This is a genomic window from Falsiruegeria sp. JB4-1, assembly GCF_055693495.1.
Window position 1 is genome coordinate 329,865 of sequence record NZ_JBVFTZ010000001.1, and the last position, 19,330, is coordinate 349,194.

The 19,330-nt window shown below is 50.6% G+C and carries 16 protein-coding genes and 1 pseudogene; 8 read left to right on the forward strand and 9 right to left on the reverse strand.

The features are described 5' to 3' along the window. Positions 1-70: 70 nt before the first annotated feature. From ACZ1HE_RS01610 to fliF, 9 genes are all read right to left on the reverse strand, one after another. Positions 71-1,585 (reverse strand): adenylate/guanylate cyclase domain-containing protein, encoded by a 1,515-nt coding sequence (locus ACZ1HE_RS01610; protein WP_472619274.1) that lies wholly within the window; start codon positions 1,583-1,585, stop codon positions 71-73. Then, the gene (locus ACZ1HE_RS01615) at positions 1,582-5,328 is read right to left on the reverse strand and encodes an ATP-binding protein (RefSeq protein ID WP_472619275.1); all 3,747 of its coding nucleotides are present in this window, start codon (positions 5,326-5,328) and stop codon (positions 1,582-1,584) included. Before ACZ1HE_RS01615 ends, ACZ1HE_RS01610 begins: the two co-directional genes overlap by 4 nt. Continuing rightward, positions 5,321-6,385, reverse strand: coding sequence for a hypothetical protein (locus tag ACZ1HE_RS01620; RefSeq protein ID WP_472619276.1), 1,065 nt, complete (start codon positions 6,383-6,385; stop codon positions 5,321-5,323). The genes ACZ1HE_RS01615 and ACZ1HE_RS01620 overlap by 8 nt, the downstream gene beginning before the upstream one ends. A 3-nt stretch (positions 6,386-6,388) precedes the next feature. Then, a complete protein-coding gene (locus ACZ1HE_RS01625; RefSeq protein WP_472619277.1) occupies positions 6,389-6,622 on the reverse strand; it encodes a hypothetical protein in 234 nt (77 codons plus the stop codon). A gap of 10 nt (positions 6,623-6,632) precedes the next feature. Then, on the reverse strand, positions 6,633-8,090 hold the full coding sequence (locus ACZ1HE_RS01630) for a hypothetical protein (protein WP_472619278.1): 1,458 nt from the start codon (positions 8,088-8,090) through the stop codon (positions 6,633-6,635). A 266-nt stretch (positions 8,091-8,356) separates the two neighbouring features. Continuing rightward, entirely contained in the window at positions 8,357-9,082 is a 726-nt protein-coding gene (gene fliP / locus ACZ1HE_RS01635; protein WP_472624315.1) for a flagellar type III secretion system pore protein FliP, read from the reverse strand. A 20-nt stretch (positions 9,083-9,102) separates the two neighbouring features. After that, entirely contained in the window at positions 9,103-9,390 is a 288-nt protein-coding gene (locus ACZ1HE_RS01640; protein ID WP_472619279.1) for a FliM/FliN family flagellar motor switch protein, read from the reverse strand. Continuing rightward, the gene (locus tag ACZ1HE_RS01645; RefSeq protein WP_472619280.1) at positions 9,383-9,982 is read right to left on the reverse strand and encodes an ABC transporter ATP-binding protein; all 600 of its coding nucleotides are present in this window, start codon (positions 9,980-9,982) and stop codon (positions 9,383-9,385) included. Before ACZ1HE_RS01645 ends, ACZ1HE_RS01640 begins: the two co-directional genes overlap by 8 nt. Beyond that, positions 9,982-11,610, reverse strand: coding sequence for a flagellar basal-body MS-ring/collar protein FliF (gene fliF, locus ACZ1HE_RS01650; protein ID WP_472619281.1), 1,629 nt, complete (start codon positions 11,608-11,610; stop codon positions 9,982-9,984). The genes ACZ1HE_RS01645 and fliF overlap by 1 nt, the downstream gene beginning before the upstream one ends. A 310-nt stretch (positions 11,611-11,920) precedes the next feature. Between fliF and ACZ1HE_RS01655 the strand changes: the two genes are divergently transcribed. The 8 genes and pseudogenes from ACZ1HE_RS01655 to flhA all read left to right on the forward strand — a co-directional run bounded on the left by ACZ1HE_RS01655 (position 11,921) and on the right by flhA (position 19,291). Then, positions 11,921-12,235 (forward strand): flagellar basal body-associated FliL family protein, encoded by a 315-nt coding sequence (locus tag ACZ1HE_RS01655; protein WP_472619282.1) that lies wholly within the window; start codon positions 11,921-11,923, stop codon positions 12,233-12,235. A 9-nt stretch (positions 12,236-12,244) separates the two neighbouring features. Further along, the gene (locus ACZ1HE_RS01660; protein ID WP_472619283.1) at positions 12,245-12,685 is read left to right on the forward strand and encodes a hypothetical protein; all 441 of its coding nucleotides are present in this window, start codon (positions 12,245-12,247) and stop codon (positions 12,683-12,685) included. Continuing rightward, positions 12,682-13,263 carry a MotE family protein gene (locus tag ACZ1HE_RS01665; protein WP_472619284.1) on the forward strand — a complete coding sequence of 194 codons (582 nt, stop codon included), beginning with the start codon at positions 12,682-12,684 and terminating at the stop codon, positions 13,261-13,263. Before ACZ1HE_RS01660 ends, ACZ1HE_RS01665 begins: the two co-directional genes overlap by 4 nt. Before the next feature lie 60 nt (positions 13,264-13,323). Beyond that, positions 13,324-14,193 (forward strand): flagellar motor stator protein MotA, encoded by an 870-nt coding sequence (gene motA, locus ACZ1HE_RS01670; RefSeq protein ID WP_472619285.1) that lies wholly within the window; start codon positions 13,324-13,326, stop codon positions 14,191-14,193. Next, entirely contained in the window at positions 14,190-14,894 is a 705-nt protein-coding gene (locus ACZ1HE_RS01675; protein WP_472619286.1) for a hypothetical protein, read from the forward strand. The genes motA and ACZ1HE_RS01675 overlap by 4 nt, the downstream gene beginning before the upstream one ends. 37 nt (positions 14,895-14,931) lie before the next feature. Further along, a complete protein-coding gene (locus tag ACZ1HE_RS01680) occupies positions 14,932-16,029 on the forward strand; it encodes a hypothetical protein (protein WP_472619287.1) in 1,098 nt (365 codons plus the stop codon). A gap of 451 nt (positions 16,030-16,480) precedes the next feature. Further along, on the forward strand, positions 16,481-17,200 hold the full coding sequence (locus ACZ1HE_RS01685; RefSeq protein WP_472619288.1) for a transglycosylase SLT domain-containing protein: 720 nt from the start codon (positions 16,481-16,483) through the stop codon (positions 17,198-17,200). 1 nt (position 17,201) lies between these two features. After that, positions 17,202-19,291, forward strand: a pseudogene (gene flhA, locus ACZ1HE_RS01690) (flagellar biosynthesis protein FlhA). Positions 19,292-19,330 lie beyond the last annotated feature (39 nt).

Consider the following 19,330-nt stretch of genomic DNA (forward strand, 5'->3'; position numbering starts at 1 on the left):
TCGGCAGCAAACGTAGGTTATTGAAGACTTCGCCTAGTCATCGTTTCAACGTCGGCGGTTCGCGCAATGTTCAATTGGACATTGTGCTCTCTTCTGCATTTTCTGCGCATCTCTTGATATAAAGCTTGGCTACGGGGTCGTTTGGGTTGGATTGCAGGGCTTCGGAAAAGAGCTGCCTAGCCTCGTTGAACCGGTTCTGGCGGAAGAGATCCAGTCCTTGCTCGAACTCGGATGGCATGGCAGCGCTTGTAGCACTTTGAGCCTCTTTGCTTGTTCCTTTAACTTCAAACACCGTTGTGCTTTCTGACATCCCTTTGACGTTCACTCGGTCAATTTCACGAATGTCGAACTTCTGGCAGTCCTGACCAAGATGGTTAAACGCATCCCCGCTGATCAAAATCGAGGTGCCGTAAACTTTGGTAAGGTTCTCCAACCTTGACGCTAGATTGACAGCGCTGCTGATCACAGTTCCATCCATGCGGTCCTGTCCACCAATTGTGCCGAGCATCATCAACCCGGTATGCACACCGATGCCAATCCTGACCGGCTCTGCACCCGTTCTTTGGCGATGATCGTCAAAAAGTTCAATTGCGCGAATGATTTCAATGGAGCAGGAAACCGCATCCGTTGCTCCGGTTGGGAACAAAGCCATAATCCCATCGCCTAAGTACTTGTCGATGAACCCGGAATACTTGCTAATAATGGGATCCATTTCTCCCAGCAGGGCATTGATGAATTCAAAGTTCTCTTTTGGGTCCATCTTTTCTGAATGTGCTGCAAAATCACGCACGTCTACAAACATGATGGTCATTTGGCGCTGAACATGATCTGCCAGTTGGACATCCGTAATGCTGTCTTTCTCGAGCAAAGCGATGAATTGACGTGGGACGAACCGTTCGTAGGCTTGGTTCAGGTTCTTCATATCTGAATAGAGCGACGCGTTTTTGATCGAAATTGCCGCCTGAGAACTTAGTATCTCCAGAACGGCCAACCGGTCTGGGGTGAACGCTCCGGTAGACAGGGCATTTTCCAAGTAAATCATGCCTACAAGTTCACCATGGAGGAGAATTGGCGCGCATAGCACCGAACAAGGAGGTTTATCTTTGAAATAGGCATCGTCGCTGAATGGTGTTTCGATACTCGCATTGTCTAGAACGAGAACGGCTTGAGTTCTTTGGACGTAGCGCACAACCGTATTGGGAACATCGTCCAACAGTTCGCCGTCATCACGTATTTTCCTGGCACGCTTCCGAACTTCGGTCCAATCGCTTCTTCCCTCCGCTTCGACGATCAATTCACCATCATTGCGCAGCAGAACCAGACCTCTTTGAGCACCGACATTCTGAATTACAATCTTCAGCAGCTGTTGCAGCAATTCGTCTTGCATAATTGCACCCGAAATCGCTTGAGAGGCTTTCAGTACGGACGCCATATCAAGGTTGCTGAGCACTTGTAGAGACGAAAGTTGGCGCTCAAACGGAGCATGCTCGATCCTGCTCTCAATGAGGTCGCGGTGTTGGTTGCGCAATTGGGCGACTTTCGCTGTTGCTCCCCAATTTTGGTAGGTCGCAATCGCTTCGCTCAAGTACGAGCTTGCGGCGGTGCGGTGTCCGCGCTCGAGATTTGCTTCCGCCGCTCTTTCCGCGGCGATGGCGGCGACATCGTAACTCCGGTTTTTTTGGCAATTGAGATCGCTTCGTCGTACCTGGTCATTGCCAGATCAAAGTTGCCCGAGAGGCGTTGCACCTCTGCGGCTACCAACATGGCCTTATGTGATTGCGCGTCGTCAGCGGCCATTGCGATCTTGTGCAACTTTGCGAAGAGCTTTTTGAGTTTCCGCTTTTGTTTGCGCCTTTCAGAGTTATCGCTGCTCTGAATGGTACGGCTCAAATGTAGAGAGTATTGAAACAGGTAGTCCACGTAGTAGAATCCTGTAGTGACGTATTCGTCCATTCCTTCCAGTTTGGTGAGAAGCCTTGCATTCAATTCCGGGTCGTTAAACACGGTAGCAAGGTGCGAAAAACACAAGCAGAAAACGCCAATACCCTGATCGCTAACCATCGAGCTTTCAAGATCCAGGTCTTCTTCGGTCAGGGAGAGTTCACCTCGGTCGTTTGTCGCGTGGTAAAGGTATCGTTCGAACGTTTGGACCGTTGTTGTCAGCTCATCGGACCGTAGTCGCAGAGCTTCGGGTTCGAACTCTTGCAGCTTGCTTTTTATCTGCCGAAGCGGAGCACCGCTGCTGAACAACGCGCGAAGAATGCCGAAGTAATGGTATCCTACATATGCAAGATCCGCCGATGCCCAACTGTAGGCCAAACCTTTCTCAAAAAGATCGATCGACTCCGAGAGCGGCCGTTTCAGCCAATTGATGAGCATCCCCTCAACAAAAAATATCCGCCCGCGACCAAGAGAGCTGGTGTTGTTATCTCGGGCAAGTTGCATGGCGGGAACCGCGATGTCATAGGCGGCATCAAAATTACTGAACGCAGCCGAGTTCACCACGCCGTACATCATGACAGAGTTTGGGCCATAAACCGACATGCCGTGTTTCATCGTCAGGTTGAACATCTTCAGCCCATTGATGATGAAGCGGTTCTTGTCCGTAAGAAATGTCGGGGTTGCCAAGGAGTTCATGATCTCCAAAGACTTTTCGACCTCTTGGTTATCGAGCGCTTGCAAATTGGAGATATTCTCCACGCCCAGCCTTTTGACGGACCTCTTTGCCTTGATCACTTCGGCAAGGAACGTCGGCAAAAATGGAGATGCGATGTTAATGCCGTTTAGCTTCAAACCTTCAATCCCAGAGGCAATCGCTTCCGAGAATTTTGTCATATAGGTCAGCATCTGGACGTTAAGGTTGTAGGCCGTCAGTTTTTCAATGGTGGTCTTCGAGTTTTTCTTGAGTATGTCAAAGAGCTTGTCAGCAGCGTGAAAATTGCCGTTCAGGTATTCAGATTCCATCTGTTCCAGATGGAATCTGTAGGCGAGATCGTAGTCGGAATTCCAACTCCCGGCCGGGAGCAGTTCAAGCCCGTGCTTCAAATAGGCTAGGCCAAGTTCGTACGAAGCTTTTGACTTTGCTTTTTGCGCGCCGGACAAAAAGAGCTCAGCGATTTTTTGAGGAGAAGGGTGCTCATTAATGTGAGCAAAGCCGCGAATAAGCTGGTTTAGGGCTGAAAATACACTTTCGTCACTCCCTCCGCTTCTGATCTGGTCATCAAGGAGTGTTCCGATTTTGAAGTGGCGTCGAGACTGGGCGTCTTCGGGTAGTGATGCGTAAACAGCTTCGAGAATACGATCGTGCGCGAATTCAAGAGTTGCTGCTTCAGCCGCAGGCGCACGCTTCTTGTCCAGACGATGTGGGTTTGCCTCTAACAACAGTCCTTGCCGAATGACATACTTAAGCCCAGCTCGAATGTCTTCTGCGGGTACGTCTTTTATTACAGCAATTGTTTCAATCTCGAATCTGTTGCCCAGACAAGCACCCCATTGCACGAGATCGAGTACGTCCGGGGGCAACATCTGCAATCTTTCCGCAAACAAAAGAGCGACGTCTTCATGTATGGAAAGCTGTTTAATTTCATCGTTTTGCCATTCCCATCGGTTGGATTCAAAATCGAACCCGATAAGGCTGTCTTCGTCGAGCTTCAACAAGAACTGCCTTAGGAAGAATGGATTGCCCTGAGTTTTTTCCAGGCAGATTTCCACCAGTTCATCGACCAGTTCAGTTTTGGGGACACCAAACGTGTCCATCAACAATTGGACGACATCTTCGCGCCCGAGTGGGGTCAAGGCGAGGTGGTGAATATTGGCCTGCCCAAGATTGGCAATAGACGCCTTAAGCGCTGACAAGGCAGCCGAGCCTTGCGGTCGGTGTGCGCCAACAAAGTAGATGTAGCTGCTGCCAGGATCAGAGATCAGGTATTCGATTAAGTTCAGTGACGCCGCATCTGCCCATTGCAGGTCATCCACAAAGACAGTCAGCGGGTGATCTTTGCTGGCAAATACTTGAAAAAATTGTCGGCAGATCAGTTTGAATCTGTTTTCCCGTTCAGTAGGGGGCAGATCCTCGAGAGCTGGTTGTTCTCCCAGTACCGTCTCGAGGTCTGGCACGGCTTCGATCAAAAGGCGGCCAGAGCCAGATAGAGCTTGCAGCAATTCTGGTCGCAAATGTTCCAACCGTTGTGGATCTTGAGCCAAAAGTTGGCGAACCAACGCTGTGAAGCATTCAAAAAAGGCTTTGTAGGGAACATTGAACAACTGATCGAATTTCCCTGAGACAAATGACCCTTGCCCCCTTGCCTTGACCCTATCGGCTACGGTTTCAATCAGGGTCGTTTTGCCGATACCCGACGGACCCTCGACAAAAAGAAACTCGGCGCTGCCTTCTTGGGTCTTTTCCCATAGACTGTGAAGCAGGTCCAATTGGGCCGATCGACCATAAAGACGTTCTGGTATCGAAACCCGCGACTGTTCGTCCATCTCCGCAACATCGAACCACGTAATTTCGCCTTGCTGCGCAAGCATCGTTCGGCATCGGGACAAATCTTCGAAAAGGCCCTTTGCGCTCAGGTATCGTTCGCTTGGTTCTTTGGCCAAAAGCTTGTCAGTGATCGCGGAAATGACGTCCGGAACTCCTGGCTCGACGTCAACCAACAGTTTCGGTTCTACAGCGATGTGCCCATGGCTTAGCTCCAACGGATCAGACGAAGTGAAGGGCGGGGCACCAGACAAGCATTCGTACATAAGAATGCCTAGAGAGTATAAATCCGAACTGGCTTGAACTTGGTGTTTAGTGCGCCCGGTCTGCTCTGGAGAGAGATATTCCAGTTGGGCTCCGCCAAAGTCGGTCGCTATCGGTTGTTGCTCTGCAATCAACGCGGCGTCCAGATCAAAGAACCTTGAACTGAAGTCGTTTTTGTCAACGAGGACACTGTCGGGGCTGAGATTGCAGAGAACAACTTGCCTTTCGTGCAGTTTACTCAGCGTCTCGGCAATGGATGTCGCAACATTCAGGAAATCTGCCAGGTTCAGCGGACCGGCGGATTTCAGTAGCTCGCGTAATGTAGTTCCCGTGGAATCTTCGGTGACAAGCTGAAGCTTTCCCGATTGGTGTTCGATCGTCCAAGAGTGAACCTCTGGCAGATCATTAAGTTGATGGACTGCGCTTATCTTTTGCTGAAAGGCTTCAACGTCTTCGGTCGGAAGTTCGGAGATATCAACGACCTTCAGGATGACGGCTGCTCCGTTGTCCTTTCGCGTCGCACGGAACCAGCTCAAAGGCTCTTGGCGCCGTAACTCTGTCGCGTTGCTTAGTTCAAGCATTGTCCATTTCCGTCATTTGATCTGCAATCCAATCCAACGGGTTCTGACCCGCGCTGACCCACAGATAGGCTTTGGCGATTGGATCTTGGTTTGGCTTGAATGTCAGCTTGAGATGATGAAGCGTTTTCCATACGCCCGAAGGCGCAATTTCGGACCATTCGGAAAAATTCCAGCCGATCCAACCATCAAGGTCGTTTTGTTTTTGTGGACAACAAAGGCCGCGCGAAGCGAGATCGCTCAACAAATTGTGGCCGCTAGCCTTAGAAAGTCCAGCAGTCCGGTACTCAATGTCAGTTCTTAGAGACAGCTGATCGCCAACTTCAATATGGACCATCGTTGGGAACACTGAATCGCTGGCACCATCAAACCAATCTTGAACAGCGCTGATTGATCCTGGCCAGGCAATTGCTCTGAGCGAGTTCATGATCAATTCCGACGTTTCCGCTCGAAACACCACGCGAACATGGTTTTCTGCGCGTGAAAGCAAGACGCCGAGGTGAACGACTTCCACCCCTGCTGGGAACTTTTGTTGCAGTTCAATGACCTGGCTTGCGCGAATACGCGCCTGATCAGCGCATCCCAGTAAACTAGTCAGCGCTCTTTCTATTCCGTTTCTTACTTGGCTTTCTCCCCGGGATAGGGCGTCCTTGTGAAAAGCTATGAAGATGCCGGGCTGCAGGGGGTTGCTATCAGACCGATCTACGTCGTACTCCAGCCACGCGTGTGAAATCATACGATCCAAAACACCGCCGGGCGTCGCCCAATCAGTGAAGAAGTTTTCAAGCTTTTGCCGAATGAGGTCCTCTGCCTCGATCTCGAGGCGATAAGATTGCAAGTATTCACTGACCTTGATCAAACCACCATCGCTTTGATCTAGCGCGACGGCTAAATCAACATCACCGGAACCGGGAGCCAGTCGAAGTTCCAATCCGAATGCCGAAGCAGCGTCTGGAAGGCGTTCAACCACGATTTGTGCCGCCCGAAATGCTTCGGGCGAAACAATACTTGGCGGCAACTGTTTTTTGATTTCTCTCAGTGCGGCGTTAGGGACGATCATCAATTACCAAAGGTCTACGCAAACGCGTTCGCCAATGTAGGTCCAGAGGCCCTCGCCATCCTCCGCCGCGAGTGAATTGGCCAATTCCGGGGGTGCGTTGAAGTTCTTGATGTAGAACTGCGCAATCTCTTCTTTGGACCCGCTCATGGCTTCCATGAATTGGGTTTTCAATTCCGGATTGGCAACCATTTGTGCGATCCCGGCGTTGATAATCTCGCCTTCACTTTTGACACTCATTGTATTTCTCCTATTTTTTGGGTTTGGATGACGCACTGAAAAACATGAAAACTGAGTCTGCGGCTCCTTTGACACCATCAAATCCCGCGCCTTGATGGCATCCGATACAGCTGGTGTTGGGTTTCAAGTAAGCCTCGAGGATCGAGCTGCTGAGGTGGGTGGGTGAGGGCGCTCCATTGTCACTGACATCCCGCCATTGAGTTCCAACAAATTGGTACTTGGCCCACACAGAATCCTTCAAAATTTCCGACGCATGATCGTCGAATGTGTTGCATGTCTCGCAATAGTAGAGCGGTTCCCAATCTGCGAGAATCTGTGATGGCTTAGTACCAGGACCAGAACCCGGAGGTTGATTGACTGGCAGGCAGTCACTGCAATCCGGCTGATAAAACAGCCAGCCATTTGGACATTGTTCAGAAGTCGAGGCGACGCCATCTGAACCCTGAGCCGTACTCAATCGTTGCAACTCATTTTCGTGGGGCGCAGCGCAAGTATGTTCGAACGTTGCCCATCCCCAGTCGTTATCAAGGTTTTTTGTCTTGTAGATGATGTGCATCGCCACAAGACCAACTGCTTTCAGATGGCAGGAATCCTGCAAAACCCCTTGTGCGTTGATCGGCTGCACATAGGCCCAAGCCTTGTGGAACAAGTCAGGATCGTCGACATCGGCAAGGATTTTCCAGGCGGCCTTTGTAACTATCGCTCCGCGCACAGCGCCGGAGAGGTCGCTCCCAGGAATTTTGCCGTTGAATTCGCCGAAAGGAAAAGAAACGAGGCTCTTTGGATCTGTCCCCGAGCCATCCTGACTTTGGTGGCTCGCCTTCCACTTTTGGCGACCCTGGTCACTAAACAGGTTGTTCTTGACGATGTAATCATACGCAATCCGATTCATTGCAACTTCGAAGCGCAGAGGCTCGCCGGATTGGTCTATGACATAGTGACCTTGGGGGTCTTTTGTACGTGTCAAAAATCGCGGTGGCAGCACGGCTGGTACGGTCTCGCGATGCGGATATAGGGCCTTTTCCGCAGCGATATCCAATGACCGGCAGGATTCGGGCAAAACGTCTTCGAAGTCGCCCCATTTTGAGGGGAGCGTGTTCCCACCGCGGAAAATTGCGGTCTTGGTCGGCCACGTCTCCCAGACTGGGCTATTGTCGAACTCGCCTTGTTGGCCAATGAACTTAGTATAGTCCGGCCGCCCACTATTGTCAGATACCGGCCAATTCAGGTGCAAAAACGCTTTTAGAGACATTTGCGACGTTTGAGTATCTACCGCTATTGAAACATCCGTTGGAAAGCAGCGGTAATTTTTGAAGATGCCATTTTCATCAACAACAGGCGGAGCTACTTGCTCCTGAGACGTCGGCGACGTGCAATGAATTGTGTCTTGCGCAAATGTGTTTTGGCCAAAATGCGAGAAGCAAAAACACAGGAACGTCACCAATACGCACTTAACAGAGGTATTCATAGGCACCTCCCGTACAAATTTTCTGCTGAATATTTCGCAGCTTCCCCAGCGTTACTCTAGTTAGGCGTATGGAATTTTTCAAGTTTTTTGGAGATGCGCGGTTTGCATGCCCCGGATGCGGCCTGCGTGAGTAAACCAACGTGGCATGTACTGCCGCTTGAACAATTGTTGAGAAACTCAAGGACAATTGTCTCAAGTAACCGCAAATCGTTCCAGTTGCACGCCACTTAATGCCTTCAAAGCTCCCCCTCTCGACGTGAGAGCGGCTAAGGGCTGTAGCTCCGCACGAGTGCTCCTGCAATCAATGACCATCCGTCAGCAATGACAAAGAAGGCAAGTTTGAACGGTAAAGAAACAGTTGCTGGGGGCACCATCATCATACCCATGGACATCAGAACCGCTGCTACAACCAAGTCAATTACTAGAAAGGGCAGAAAAACCAAAAAGCCAATCTGAAAGGCTCGCGAGATTTCAGAGAGTAAAAAAGAGGGCACCAAAACTGAGATTGGGGCATCGGGTGACAACTCTGTTGATGCGGTGTGCTCACGCAGTGAGGTCATTGATTCAAAAGTGTCGGGGTCAATGCGTGCTGACATGAACTCCTTGAAGGGAACAATCGCGTTGTTCAACGCAGGCTCAAGCTCCATGGTTTCTTCGGTCAATGGCCGAATGCCTGTATTCCAGGCCTCGGTAAACACTGGCTCCATGATGAAGTAGGTTAGAAACAGGGCCAAGCTGACGATCAGCATGTTGGGTGGGGATTGCTGCAAGCCAATCCCCTGCCTCAGGATTGACAACACAGTCACCAGGAACGGAAAGCACGTGACCATGATCGCAAGGCCGGGTGCAAGGCTCAGAACCGTGATCAACAAAATCAATTGTATCGTGCGACCTGAAAGCGAACCGCCTTCTCCGAAGGAAATCGATAATTCCTGTGCAAAGACAGAGTTGGGGAAGATCAAGGCCAACCCAGAAAAAGCCAACACGAGCATCTTGCAACATTGATTGGTGCTCATCCCAACCTACTCTGTAGATCTGTGATTTCCGTCAGCCGTACGGCGAGTTGTCCGGATTGCTCTCCGCTCAATTCCTCGAGTTGACCTCGGGCGACAAGTGTTCCTCCGACATAGAGCTCGACTGGATCTTCTACCCTTTTGTCGAGAGTCAGAACTGCGTTTTCACCCAACCCGACTAGATCTTTTATCAGCGGACGGGCGCGTCCGACGGATACCAAGATTTCAATGGGAACGGATGTAAACGGGTTGCCATTGTCTGAATTGTTTTTGGGTTCGCTATCCAATTTCTAACTCCTCGGTTGCCTGATTCAGGAATGCGTCCATCGCATTGGAAATCGAATCCAACAACGCTGCGCAGTCGACCTCTCTCTCTGCCGTTCCAACTCTCAGGTAGGCTTGTCCCGGAGGTAGGCTGGACTCTTCAACTAGTTGTACAGGAACAGAAAATTCGCGATCCAATGCCGACTTAAGTTCGCTACTCACACCGGATGGGACCACAAGCAATGCTGGTTGAGCTACTTGCTCGTTCGCCATCGACTTAAGTTCGTCGACGATGTGCTGGCAATACGATGTGTCGATCATGTTGGGCAGCACAGTCTCAACCAGACTGTTGAACATCGGCTCGAGCGAAAGCGTCATCTGGGCTAACGCTTCGTGATACGTAAACGAAAGGTCTTCGAGGGATTTCCCAAGAGCTTCGGAAACGCGGACGTGATCTTCGGCTTGAGCAGAGACAGCATCGTCCCACCCTGCGGTGTAGCCTTGTTCAAATGCCGAGAGGCGATGTTCTTCAAGTGCATCTTCGTCCAACATTTGCAAGGGTCCAACCGCCTTGGCCGCGATTTCGAAGTCTTCAAGTAAATGGGCAATCGACATTAAACTTTCTCCTCGCTTTCTTGCAGCCAGCTGCGCAGGATCTCGACAGTTTCTTCCTGCTTGTCTCCGATCATTGACCTCAACCGATCAACCGGGTCTTCAACGGCCGTTCCATCGATGTTTCCCAGTTGTCTTGTTCCGGCCGTTGACGAAACCTGAAGGGGCGCAAACTGCTCTCCGTCCGATGTTGCAATCTCGCCAGTTAGGCCGGTTTGTTGGAGCTGCTCCACCGAAGGCGCAGCATTGTTCTTCTGGGCCGGGGGCAAGGCAAGAGACAGCGGCTCTAGGCGGGCTGAGTTGTTCAGGATTGGGCGAACAACAAACAAACCCAGCCCAAGAGTGACGATTGCCAAAGTGGCGATCTGAATGAGAGACATCAGGTCCAGATGCATTCCCCGAAACAAGGAAGGTGTAGCGGTGCTGCCCAGTGGTTCTACGGATGGTAGTTCCATAGATTTGATCGTGATGACGTCGCCACGGTCGGCGTCAAACCCCACTGCAGATGAAACCAATTCCCGCAATGCATCCAGTTCTTCTTCTGAGCGCGGAGAAAAGCTCGGTTCAGCTGAAGAGGCGCTGGTGGAGCTACCGTTCACGAGAACGGCAACACTCAGGCGCTTAATGGCACCGGGAACACGTAGAATTTCCATTTCTGTTTCAGAAACTTCATAGTTCACTCTCTCGCGCGACGCGCTGGTTGATGAATTGGATTCGTCGCCCGTTGCAGCGTCTCCGTCGGGCAGGTTAGACGCGACAGTCACGTCGCCGGATTGATTTTTTGAGTTATCCGATCGTTCTTCCACATCGGTACTGACCGCTACTCTGCCGTTGGGATCGAAGCGTCGTTCTCTAATGGATTCAGTTTCAGTGACTGTCTCTACGCTGATTTCAACAACTGCATTCCCTTTGCCGACCCGCGCTTCGATCAATCGGAGTACTCTATCTTTCATTTGTTGCGCCCGGTCGTCAGCTGAACTTGCAGCGGCGGTCGCCTCTGGAGAGCCGATCAAAGTGCCGTTGGCGTCGATGACTGCGACGTTGTCAACCGTCAGGCCGCTGATAGCACTGGAAACTAGAAACCGAATGGCATTTGCCTGGGTCGGGGTGATCGGGCTTCCGCTGGGGATCACCGAGACCGAAGCAGTCGGTTCCAAGTTTCGCTGAAACGGCGAAGAGGAATTGTTCGCAATGTGCACGCGAGCCTGCCCGACATGAGGAGATGCCACAATGGTTCTGGCCAACTCGCCTTCTTTTGCGCGCCAATACGCGGCATCAAACATTTGAGACGTTGTTCCAAAGCCATTGAGGGAATCTAGTAATTCGTATCCGCGTCCACCGTTCGCGGGTAAACCCTCGCTGGCCAGGGTCATGCGCAGCTCGTCTCGTTGAGCCGAGGGTACATAAATCGACCCACCACGCACGTCGTACGGGACGCCTCGTTGCTCCAGAGATCGAACGACATCACCTGCCGCGCCGCTTTCCAAGCCGGAATACAGTAGTTGCATACTGGGGTTAGCCACGATTCGTGACATCGCCAAAGTCGCAAGGATCATTGCCATTGCGGCCCCTACGACGATGATTTGCTTCTTTTTGTCTAAACTTGCCCAGACAGTTCTGATCTGCTGCACGTTACCCTCCGTCTTACCGGCTTTCTGCGCGGCTCACTGTCTGTATTGCGCGATTGGCCTTAACAATCGGTTAGTTCCTGACGAGCTATGAAGGATCGCGAACTTGAAGAGGGTGCGACATGGCTGACGTCACTGCGGACGAACTGGAACCAGATAAAAAGAGCGGAAAGTTACCGCTGATCGTCGGGATCGTACTTGGCCTTGCCGGTGCCGGTGCAGGGTATTTTGTGACCACGTCCGGGCTGATTCCGGGACCCAAGCATCTCAGACGCCAAAAGGTCACGTCGCGGCGACAGGCGACACCACCACTTTGGAATCTGTCAGTGACATCGAATACGTTGATTTGTCTCCGATTATGATCACGCTGACAAATGGCGAAGCGGATCATCAGCTGCGGTTCCATGCACAGCTCGAAGTTCCATCAAAGTACTTTTCTGACGTTGAAAAGATACGACCGAGAATTCTGGATGTTTTGAACGGTTACCTTCGCGCACTGGAAATTTCCGATCTCAAGGATTCACTCGCGTTGACCAGGTTGCGCGGCCAAATGCTGCGCCGAATTGGAATAGTGGCCGGTAAGGGGCGTGTACGCGACCTTCTGGTCATTGAATTTGTGCTGAACTAGGAGAATCAATTGGAACTGATCGCAGATATTCTTCTTGCTGCCGGAGCTTTGGGTGCCGGGCTGTATTGTTTTGTTCTGGCGAAGCGCTTGAAGCGATTTAATGATCTGGAAAAAGGGGTTGGCGGGGCTGTGGCCTTGCTGGCAGCTCAAGTTGACGACCTCAACAGCACCCTTAAATCGGCCAAGGACGCTTCGGACAGTTCAAACGTGGCTTTGGGCGATTTGACGTCAAAGGCTGAGGCCGCAGCCGGACGTTTGGAGTTGTTGATGGCGTCCATGCACGATGTCTCATTTGATGAATCTGAAAAATTGCCAGACGCCAATTCGGAATGCAGGCAAGAGGAGACTCAGTCAAGTCGCGAAACATCTGAGAAAACCGCAACGGATTCAAATAGTGCGGGGCTGATGTTCTCTAGGCGAGATCGCCATGGGCTGAGGGCCGGTTCATGAGTGCCCAGAACCTATCCAAAAACGGTGCCTTGTCGGTAATTGCGGTTCTCATGATTGGATCGGCAGTATTACGGCTTGGCCTAGAAGCAGGCCCTGCCATCGCACGCGAAATTGCTGAACAGCCGGAACAACCGAACCCTTCAAATGGGTTGGTTCCTAACTCACCTTCGCCAGGCTACGAAAAGCTCTTGGCCGCCTTGCAGCAGAGAGAAAACACTCTGAGGCGTCGGGAGCTCCAATTCGAGGAGCGGAGCAAGGCTTTGGCCGTTGCGGATGAAGCTATCGAAAGGAAGCTGGTGGAGCTCACCAGGGCAGAAGAAGCATTGCGCGAAACGATTGCTTTGGCCGATGTTGCAGCAGAAAACGACTTGTCTCGGCTGACCGACGTTTTCGAGCAGATGAAGCCAAAAGAATCTGCGGCCTTATTCGAGGAAATGGACCCAGAGTTTGCCGCCGGATTTTTGGCTAGAATGCGCCCCGAAGTTGCTGCCGGTGTCATGGCGGGCCTCAGCCCAAATGCTGCCTACACGATAAGTGTTGTTCTAGCGGGGCGAAATGCCAACGTCCCCAAAGACTGAACTGCGCCGCCGCAATTTTCAATCTTTCTGGAAGCTACAGACTGAATTCGGAGTACTGATATGATCGGAATCATCGGGATCGTTTGCATCTTTGCGATGGTTTTTGGAGGCTACCTCGCCGCAGGTGGGAAAATGGCCATCATCCTCAAATCGCTGCCGTTTGAAATGATGATGATTGGAGGGGCGGCCATCGGTGCCTTTTTGATCAGCAATGATATGGGAGGTGTCAAGCATACCGCAAAAGACATGGCCAAGGTCTTTAAGGGGGCTAAGTGGAAGCCGGATGATTATCGCGATCTTCTATGCCTCCTGTTTGCGTTGATCCGCATTGCCCGAAGCAATCCGGTTGAAGTTGAACAACACATCGAAGATCCGCAGAATTCCAGTCTGTTCTCCAAATATCCCAAGATTCAAGCAGACAAGGAAGCTGTAGATCTGATTTGCGACACGATGCGCTCGGCCTCAATGAACTACGACGATCCACATCAGGTTGAAGAAGTGTTGGAAAAGCGAATGGATGCCAATCTGCACCACGCTCTGCATTCTAGTCATGCGTTGCAGACAGTTGCAGACGGTTTGCCTGCTTTGGGTATTGTGGCTGCCGTTTTGGGTGTCATTAAGACAATGGGATCAATTGATCAGCCTCCTGAAGTGTTGGGAAAACTGATTGGGGGTGCTTTGGTCGGGACTTTCCTGGGTGTTTTTCTTGCCTATGGCCTAGTTGGACCATTTGCCTCCAAGGTCAAATCCGTCGTCGAAGAGGACAGTCATTTCTACCACCTGATACGCGAAGTGCTGGTAGCAAACTTACACAATCACGCTGCAGCCATTTGCATCGAAGTGGGAAGGCAGAACACCCCATCCCATATTCGCCCGGGATTCGCCGAACTGGAAGAGGCCCTGAAGGCAATCAAACAGGAAGCGGCATGATCCGGATCTTCTTGCTCATAGTTGGTTTCTCACTTCAGGCGATCCCTGCGGTTGCTGAGCGATTGATTGTACGGTCAGGTGAACACACAGATTTCACGCGGCTTGTAGTCAAGATACCCAAAGGAACAAATTGGTCTTTTGATCCGAATCAAGGTGGAGGGGGCCTTACCGTGGAACTGCCGGATGTCGTTTTCGACGTTTCGAGCGTATTCTCCCGCATTCCGCGTGGCCGTTTGGATCAACTAGAACAAAAGAAGCCGGGCGAGGCGCTATTGCTGACTTACGGCTGCCATTGTGTTGCAAGCACGTTTGTGGAGGCCGGTACATTCTTGGTTGTCGATATTCGTCAGGCAACCTTACCGGAAACCGGATCCCTCGAGTTGCCAATTGTTGTTTCTTCGTTGCAAAGAGACACGTCAAGTTTCCTCCGCGACCCGACCCATAATCCCTCGGAACTCACTGAGATCGTAGACTCCAGTGGCCCCAAAAACCGAAGTAACTCAGAAACCTCCTATGACAGTATTCGTCAAACCGAACTGAGGCTTCTCGCGGAGCTTTCGCGCGCAGTCGATCAGGATCTTCTCGATGTTTCACCACTTGGAAACGTCGCTTCGATCCAGTGCAGAATCCTCAAAGCCGGAGACGAATGCAGGAGAGTTGAGCAATTTAGGCGACAACTTTCGGATTTCCTCGGCATTTGAATTAAATAATTCGCCGCCCCCAAGTAAGAGGAGATCATTGACGCGTGAAGTGGATTGTAGCGCTGGTGAAGGTTTGGACGTTTCAAATTGGAAGATCCAAAGAAACTTCGCGGAAAACATTGGTTCCTTACGGAACGTTATTTTTGACGCGGCCGGTGCCATCGATGTGAACGCCGTTTCTACTTTGGCGCAGAAATACACCTATTTTGGTTTTGGTAGAGAAGCCGCGCAAATGTTGTCTTTACTATCAGAGAACACTCAAACTTCGACGAATTTGTTGATGCTGGCCGAGCTAATAGATGAGTTGCCGCTGGAAACTTCAGTTCTGCTACAGGGTTTACAAAGCTGCGACGGGGCAGTGCCGATGTGGTCGTTGTTAGCTGACGGAGAACTGTCTTCGACTGCCGATGTTCAATCGATCATGACTACGTTCTCGAAGTTGCCTGAACACTTGCAGATACACTTAGGCCCAAGGTTGGCTGACTTATTTGTACAAGCCGGTGACATGGCGTCCGCACGCACAATTTTAAGAGTTATCAATAGAATTCAACCAGTTTTGGAGCCAGAATCATTGATAGTTGAGGCTGAGATAGAGAAATCAAAGGAAAGCGCCGACGAATATCAGGACAAGCTGGAAGAAATTGTCGGAGACACACGTGAATCTGATCAGTCTCCCAGGGCACTAATATCATTAGTTGAAGAACGCTGGCGTAAGCGGCAAGGGTTTGAGGAAGTTGACGCCAAGTTATTGGAAACATATGCCTATGAATATCGGAATGATGAGCTTGGTAGTAGTCTTCGCGCCGCTTACATCACTGCCCTGGCCTTAGGTGGAAATTTCAATGATGCTTTCAATGCACTCTCTGACCGATCAGCAGACCGAGATCCTGAAACTTTGAACCAAATTCTTACCCTATTATCGGAAAGGGGAGACAACGTATCCTTTCTGAGGTTTGGATTAGATATCGATCATGAGCGCTCGGAAGTCCTAAAGGATGAAACCATCGATGTCGTTGCTTCCCGACTGATCGAATTGGGCTTCTTTACGCAATCTATGGATCTGTTGGAACGGCAGCCAAAAAAAGCGCACTGGAAAATTGGAAAATTTTACGCGCAAGGGCCGCTTTGGGACTAAATCTGCCTCACCGAGCACAGCTCGAACTATTAGAGGTGCCAGGAGCAATAGCCGCGTCTCTGCGAGCGGACGCGCTAATCCAATTGGGCAAGCTGTCTGCCGCCGCCGACCAATTGGAAAGCGTAGGAAAAGTTGAAGAAGCATCCAGGAACTACTGGTTGATGGCAAATTGGGAACGCATGCCATCAGGGAGCAATAAGTATAGCCGGGCCGCAGAGTTGACGCAGAGACTTCAAAATCGTGGTGAAACTGTAACCTTGTCAAAGCTGACCGAAGTCAAGAGTCTTGTAAACAAAAGCGAGGAAGTTCGGTCGACCGTGCAAGAGCTCTTAACGTCTATCGAGTAGAGACATTCGATTCACGCAAAATGTATTTCTTAGGAAAGCGTCAAGGTTCATCATCTAGTAAAAAAGGCCTGACATAGCCGAGAGTTTAAAGCAGGGATTGAGTCTTGGAGAAACCAAGAAAAATTTGTTATTCATCCTATTTGCGGATCTCTCTGGCTGTTCCGCTTGTATTGTTTTCCCCGGACCATTTGGAATCAATGGAAAACAGAGAGGGTGCAAGCCGTTTGTGCGATGCGGCAGCACTACTTGCCGCAAAGGTTTATGACGTCCCGCAAGATGTGATGTTGGCGATTGCGCGCGTGGAAACAGGCCGTGATTTTTTTGGCCAAAAACTGCCCTGGCCGTGGGTGGTTAACATAGGTGGCAAAGGATATTGGTTTTCAAGCGAGGGTGAAGCTAGATCATTTATTTTCTCTAGGTTTAAGAAGGGAGCTCGAAATTTTGATTTGGGATGCTTTCAAATAAACTATAAATGGCACGGCTCTGCATTTAAATCTATTGAAGAGATGTTTGACCCAAAGAAAAATGCGATGTATGCGGCAAGTTTTATTGCTAAACTGAATTTTGAATTTGGAAGTTGGACTGAAGCCGTCGGTGCCTATCATTCCAGAAATAAAAAGTTTGCGGACACCTATGTGGAGAAATACGAAAATGAGAAATCACAACTGAATGTGGCGCAAACCGTGTCGGATGAGTTTCAGGATGGAGGACCCATTACTAGGTCAGGTAGTGTGCCTTTGATTGGCTACGGTAAGAGCGAGCTAGGCTCTTTGGTATACTTGGGTGCCAAAAATAGATCACCCCTACTAATATCAGTTGACTGACATGCCGAAACTATACATTAGCTCCTTTCTCAACCCAACAGTTCTATTAGCCATTGCATTGATGACGGTGATCATCATGATGATCTTGCCGGTTCCGGCTTGGGTGTTGGACGTTGGTTTGGCTGCGTCTTTTGCATTGGCCATTCTCATATTCACGATCACCCTTTTTATTGAACGACCATTGGATTTTTCTGCGTTTCCAACAATATTACTTGCGTCTCTTATGTTGAGGCTTTCGCTAAATATTTCTTCAACTAAGTTAATTATCGGCCAGGGGCACACTGGTCCCAGTGCAGCGGGTGGTGTTATTCAAGGTTTTGCTCAATTCATAATGGGCGGTAGTGTTTTTCTAGGGTTGGTGGTTTTCGGCGTCTTATTGATCGTTAACTTTATGGTCATAACTAAGGGCGCAGCGCGTATGGCGGAAGTTGGCGCTCGGTTTGCGTTGGACGGAATGCCAGGAAAGCAACTTGCTATCGACAGTGACATGTCAGCGGGTGCCATTGATCACGAGCAAGCGAAGGAACGCCGGGAAAGAGAACAACAGGAAACGACCTTTTTGGATCCCTGGATGGGGCATCAAAGTTTGTTAAAGGTGATGCTATTGCTGGTCTGCTGATCACTATGCTTAATTTAGTGATGGGGTTGGTGATGGGCGTTGTCGTTCATCAAATGCCCATTTCTGCGGCCTTCGAAACCTATGCAATACTTACTGTTGGTGATGGGCTGGTTTCCCAAATTCCGGCTGTAATCATCTCGATTGCGTCCGCCTTACTCCTCGCGCGCGGAGGAATGCAGGGCGCAACCGATTTGGCGTTGTTGAATCAACTTGGTCGCCATCCTGCGGCATTGGCAACTGTAGGTGTGCTGATGGGATTGTTCGCGCTCGTGCCTGGCTTGCCATTTTTGCCGTTTATTTTAGGCAGCGGGGCTTTGGGGGCGGCGTCCTATTGGCTGTATCTACAACGAAGAAAAGACATGGAAGCAGAGGAAAACGCCGTTGTTCAATCGGAACAGGAGCCGAAGAGACGTGGGCTGGGCGATATTCTTGACATTGATGACGTCCATTTGGAGTTTTCGCTCGATTTAGTCGGGATGGTTCTGGACCCAGGGACTGGTTTGGACGCTCGCATAGCTAATATGCGTACCCATGTCGCGTCCGAATTCGGAATTATTCTTCCAGACATTCGGCTGACTGATCAGGCGGAACTGACTGCGGGTACCTACGTCATTAGGGTTCAAGGGGTCGAGCAAGCAAGAGGTGTTTTACATCCTGATCTTGTTTTGGCTCTTGTTCCCGACGGTTTCGCTTCGCTACCCGAAGGAGCGGATGTAACTGAGCCGGTTTATGGGGCTCCGGCGCGCTGGATCGCACCCGGAGACCAGGAAAACGCAGCTCTATCGGGAGCAACTATCGTTTCCCCGGCCGAAATCTTGGCGACCCATTTACTTGAGGTTATCAAACAAAATTTTTCTCGCCTATTAACCCTCAAGTCGCTGCGTCGGTTACTCGAAGAGATGACGCGGCTCAGCGATCCTGCAAGAGCGGAAGCAAATCGCAAATTGTTGGACGAATTGGTGCCCGACAAAGTCCCCGTGGACACACTTCACAGTGTACTAAAATTGCTTTTGGATGAAAGAGTTTCCATCCGAAACCTGCCATTGATTTTGGAAACGATAGCTGAAGCGCGATTGGTAACGACACAACCTGAAGCGATTTGTGAATTGGTTCGTCACCGTATGGGCTTCCAACTTGTGGCCGAGATGAAGCGCGCAGATGGATCAATTCCCCTAGTGCAGTTGGCTCCGGAATGGGAAGACGCCTTTACTGCATATCAGGTTGATAGTGGGTCGAGCGGTATAGACATCGCGCTGCCTCCAGATTTGTTTAACAAATTGGCCGATCGGGTTTGTGAACAAATCGAAAAGACCTCGGAGAGTGGAATTTTCCCTGCGATCGTGACGTCCACACGCCGACGCCGATTTCTTCGGACGGTTATGCGTGCACGCGGTATTTCCAATCCGGTTTTATCGTTCGAGGAAATTGGACTTGAAGCACGTCCTGCCCTTGTGGGAATGGTTCATGCTTGATGCAATTGGCAGCGACTTGCCCAAATATTTGTCCACAGA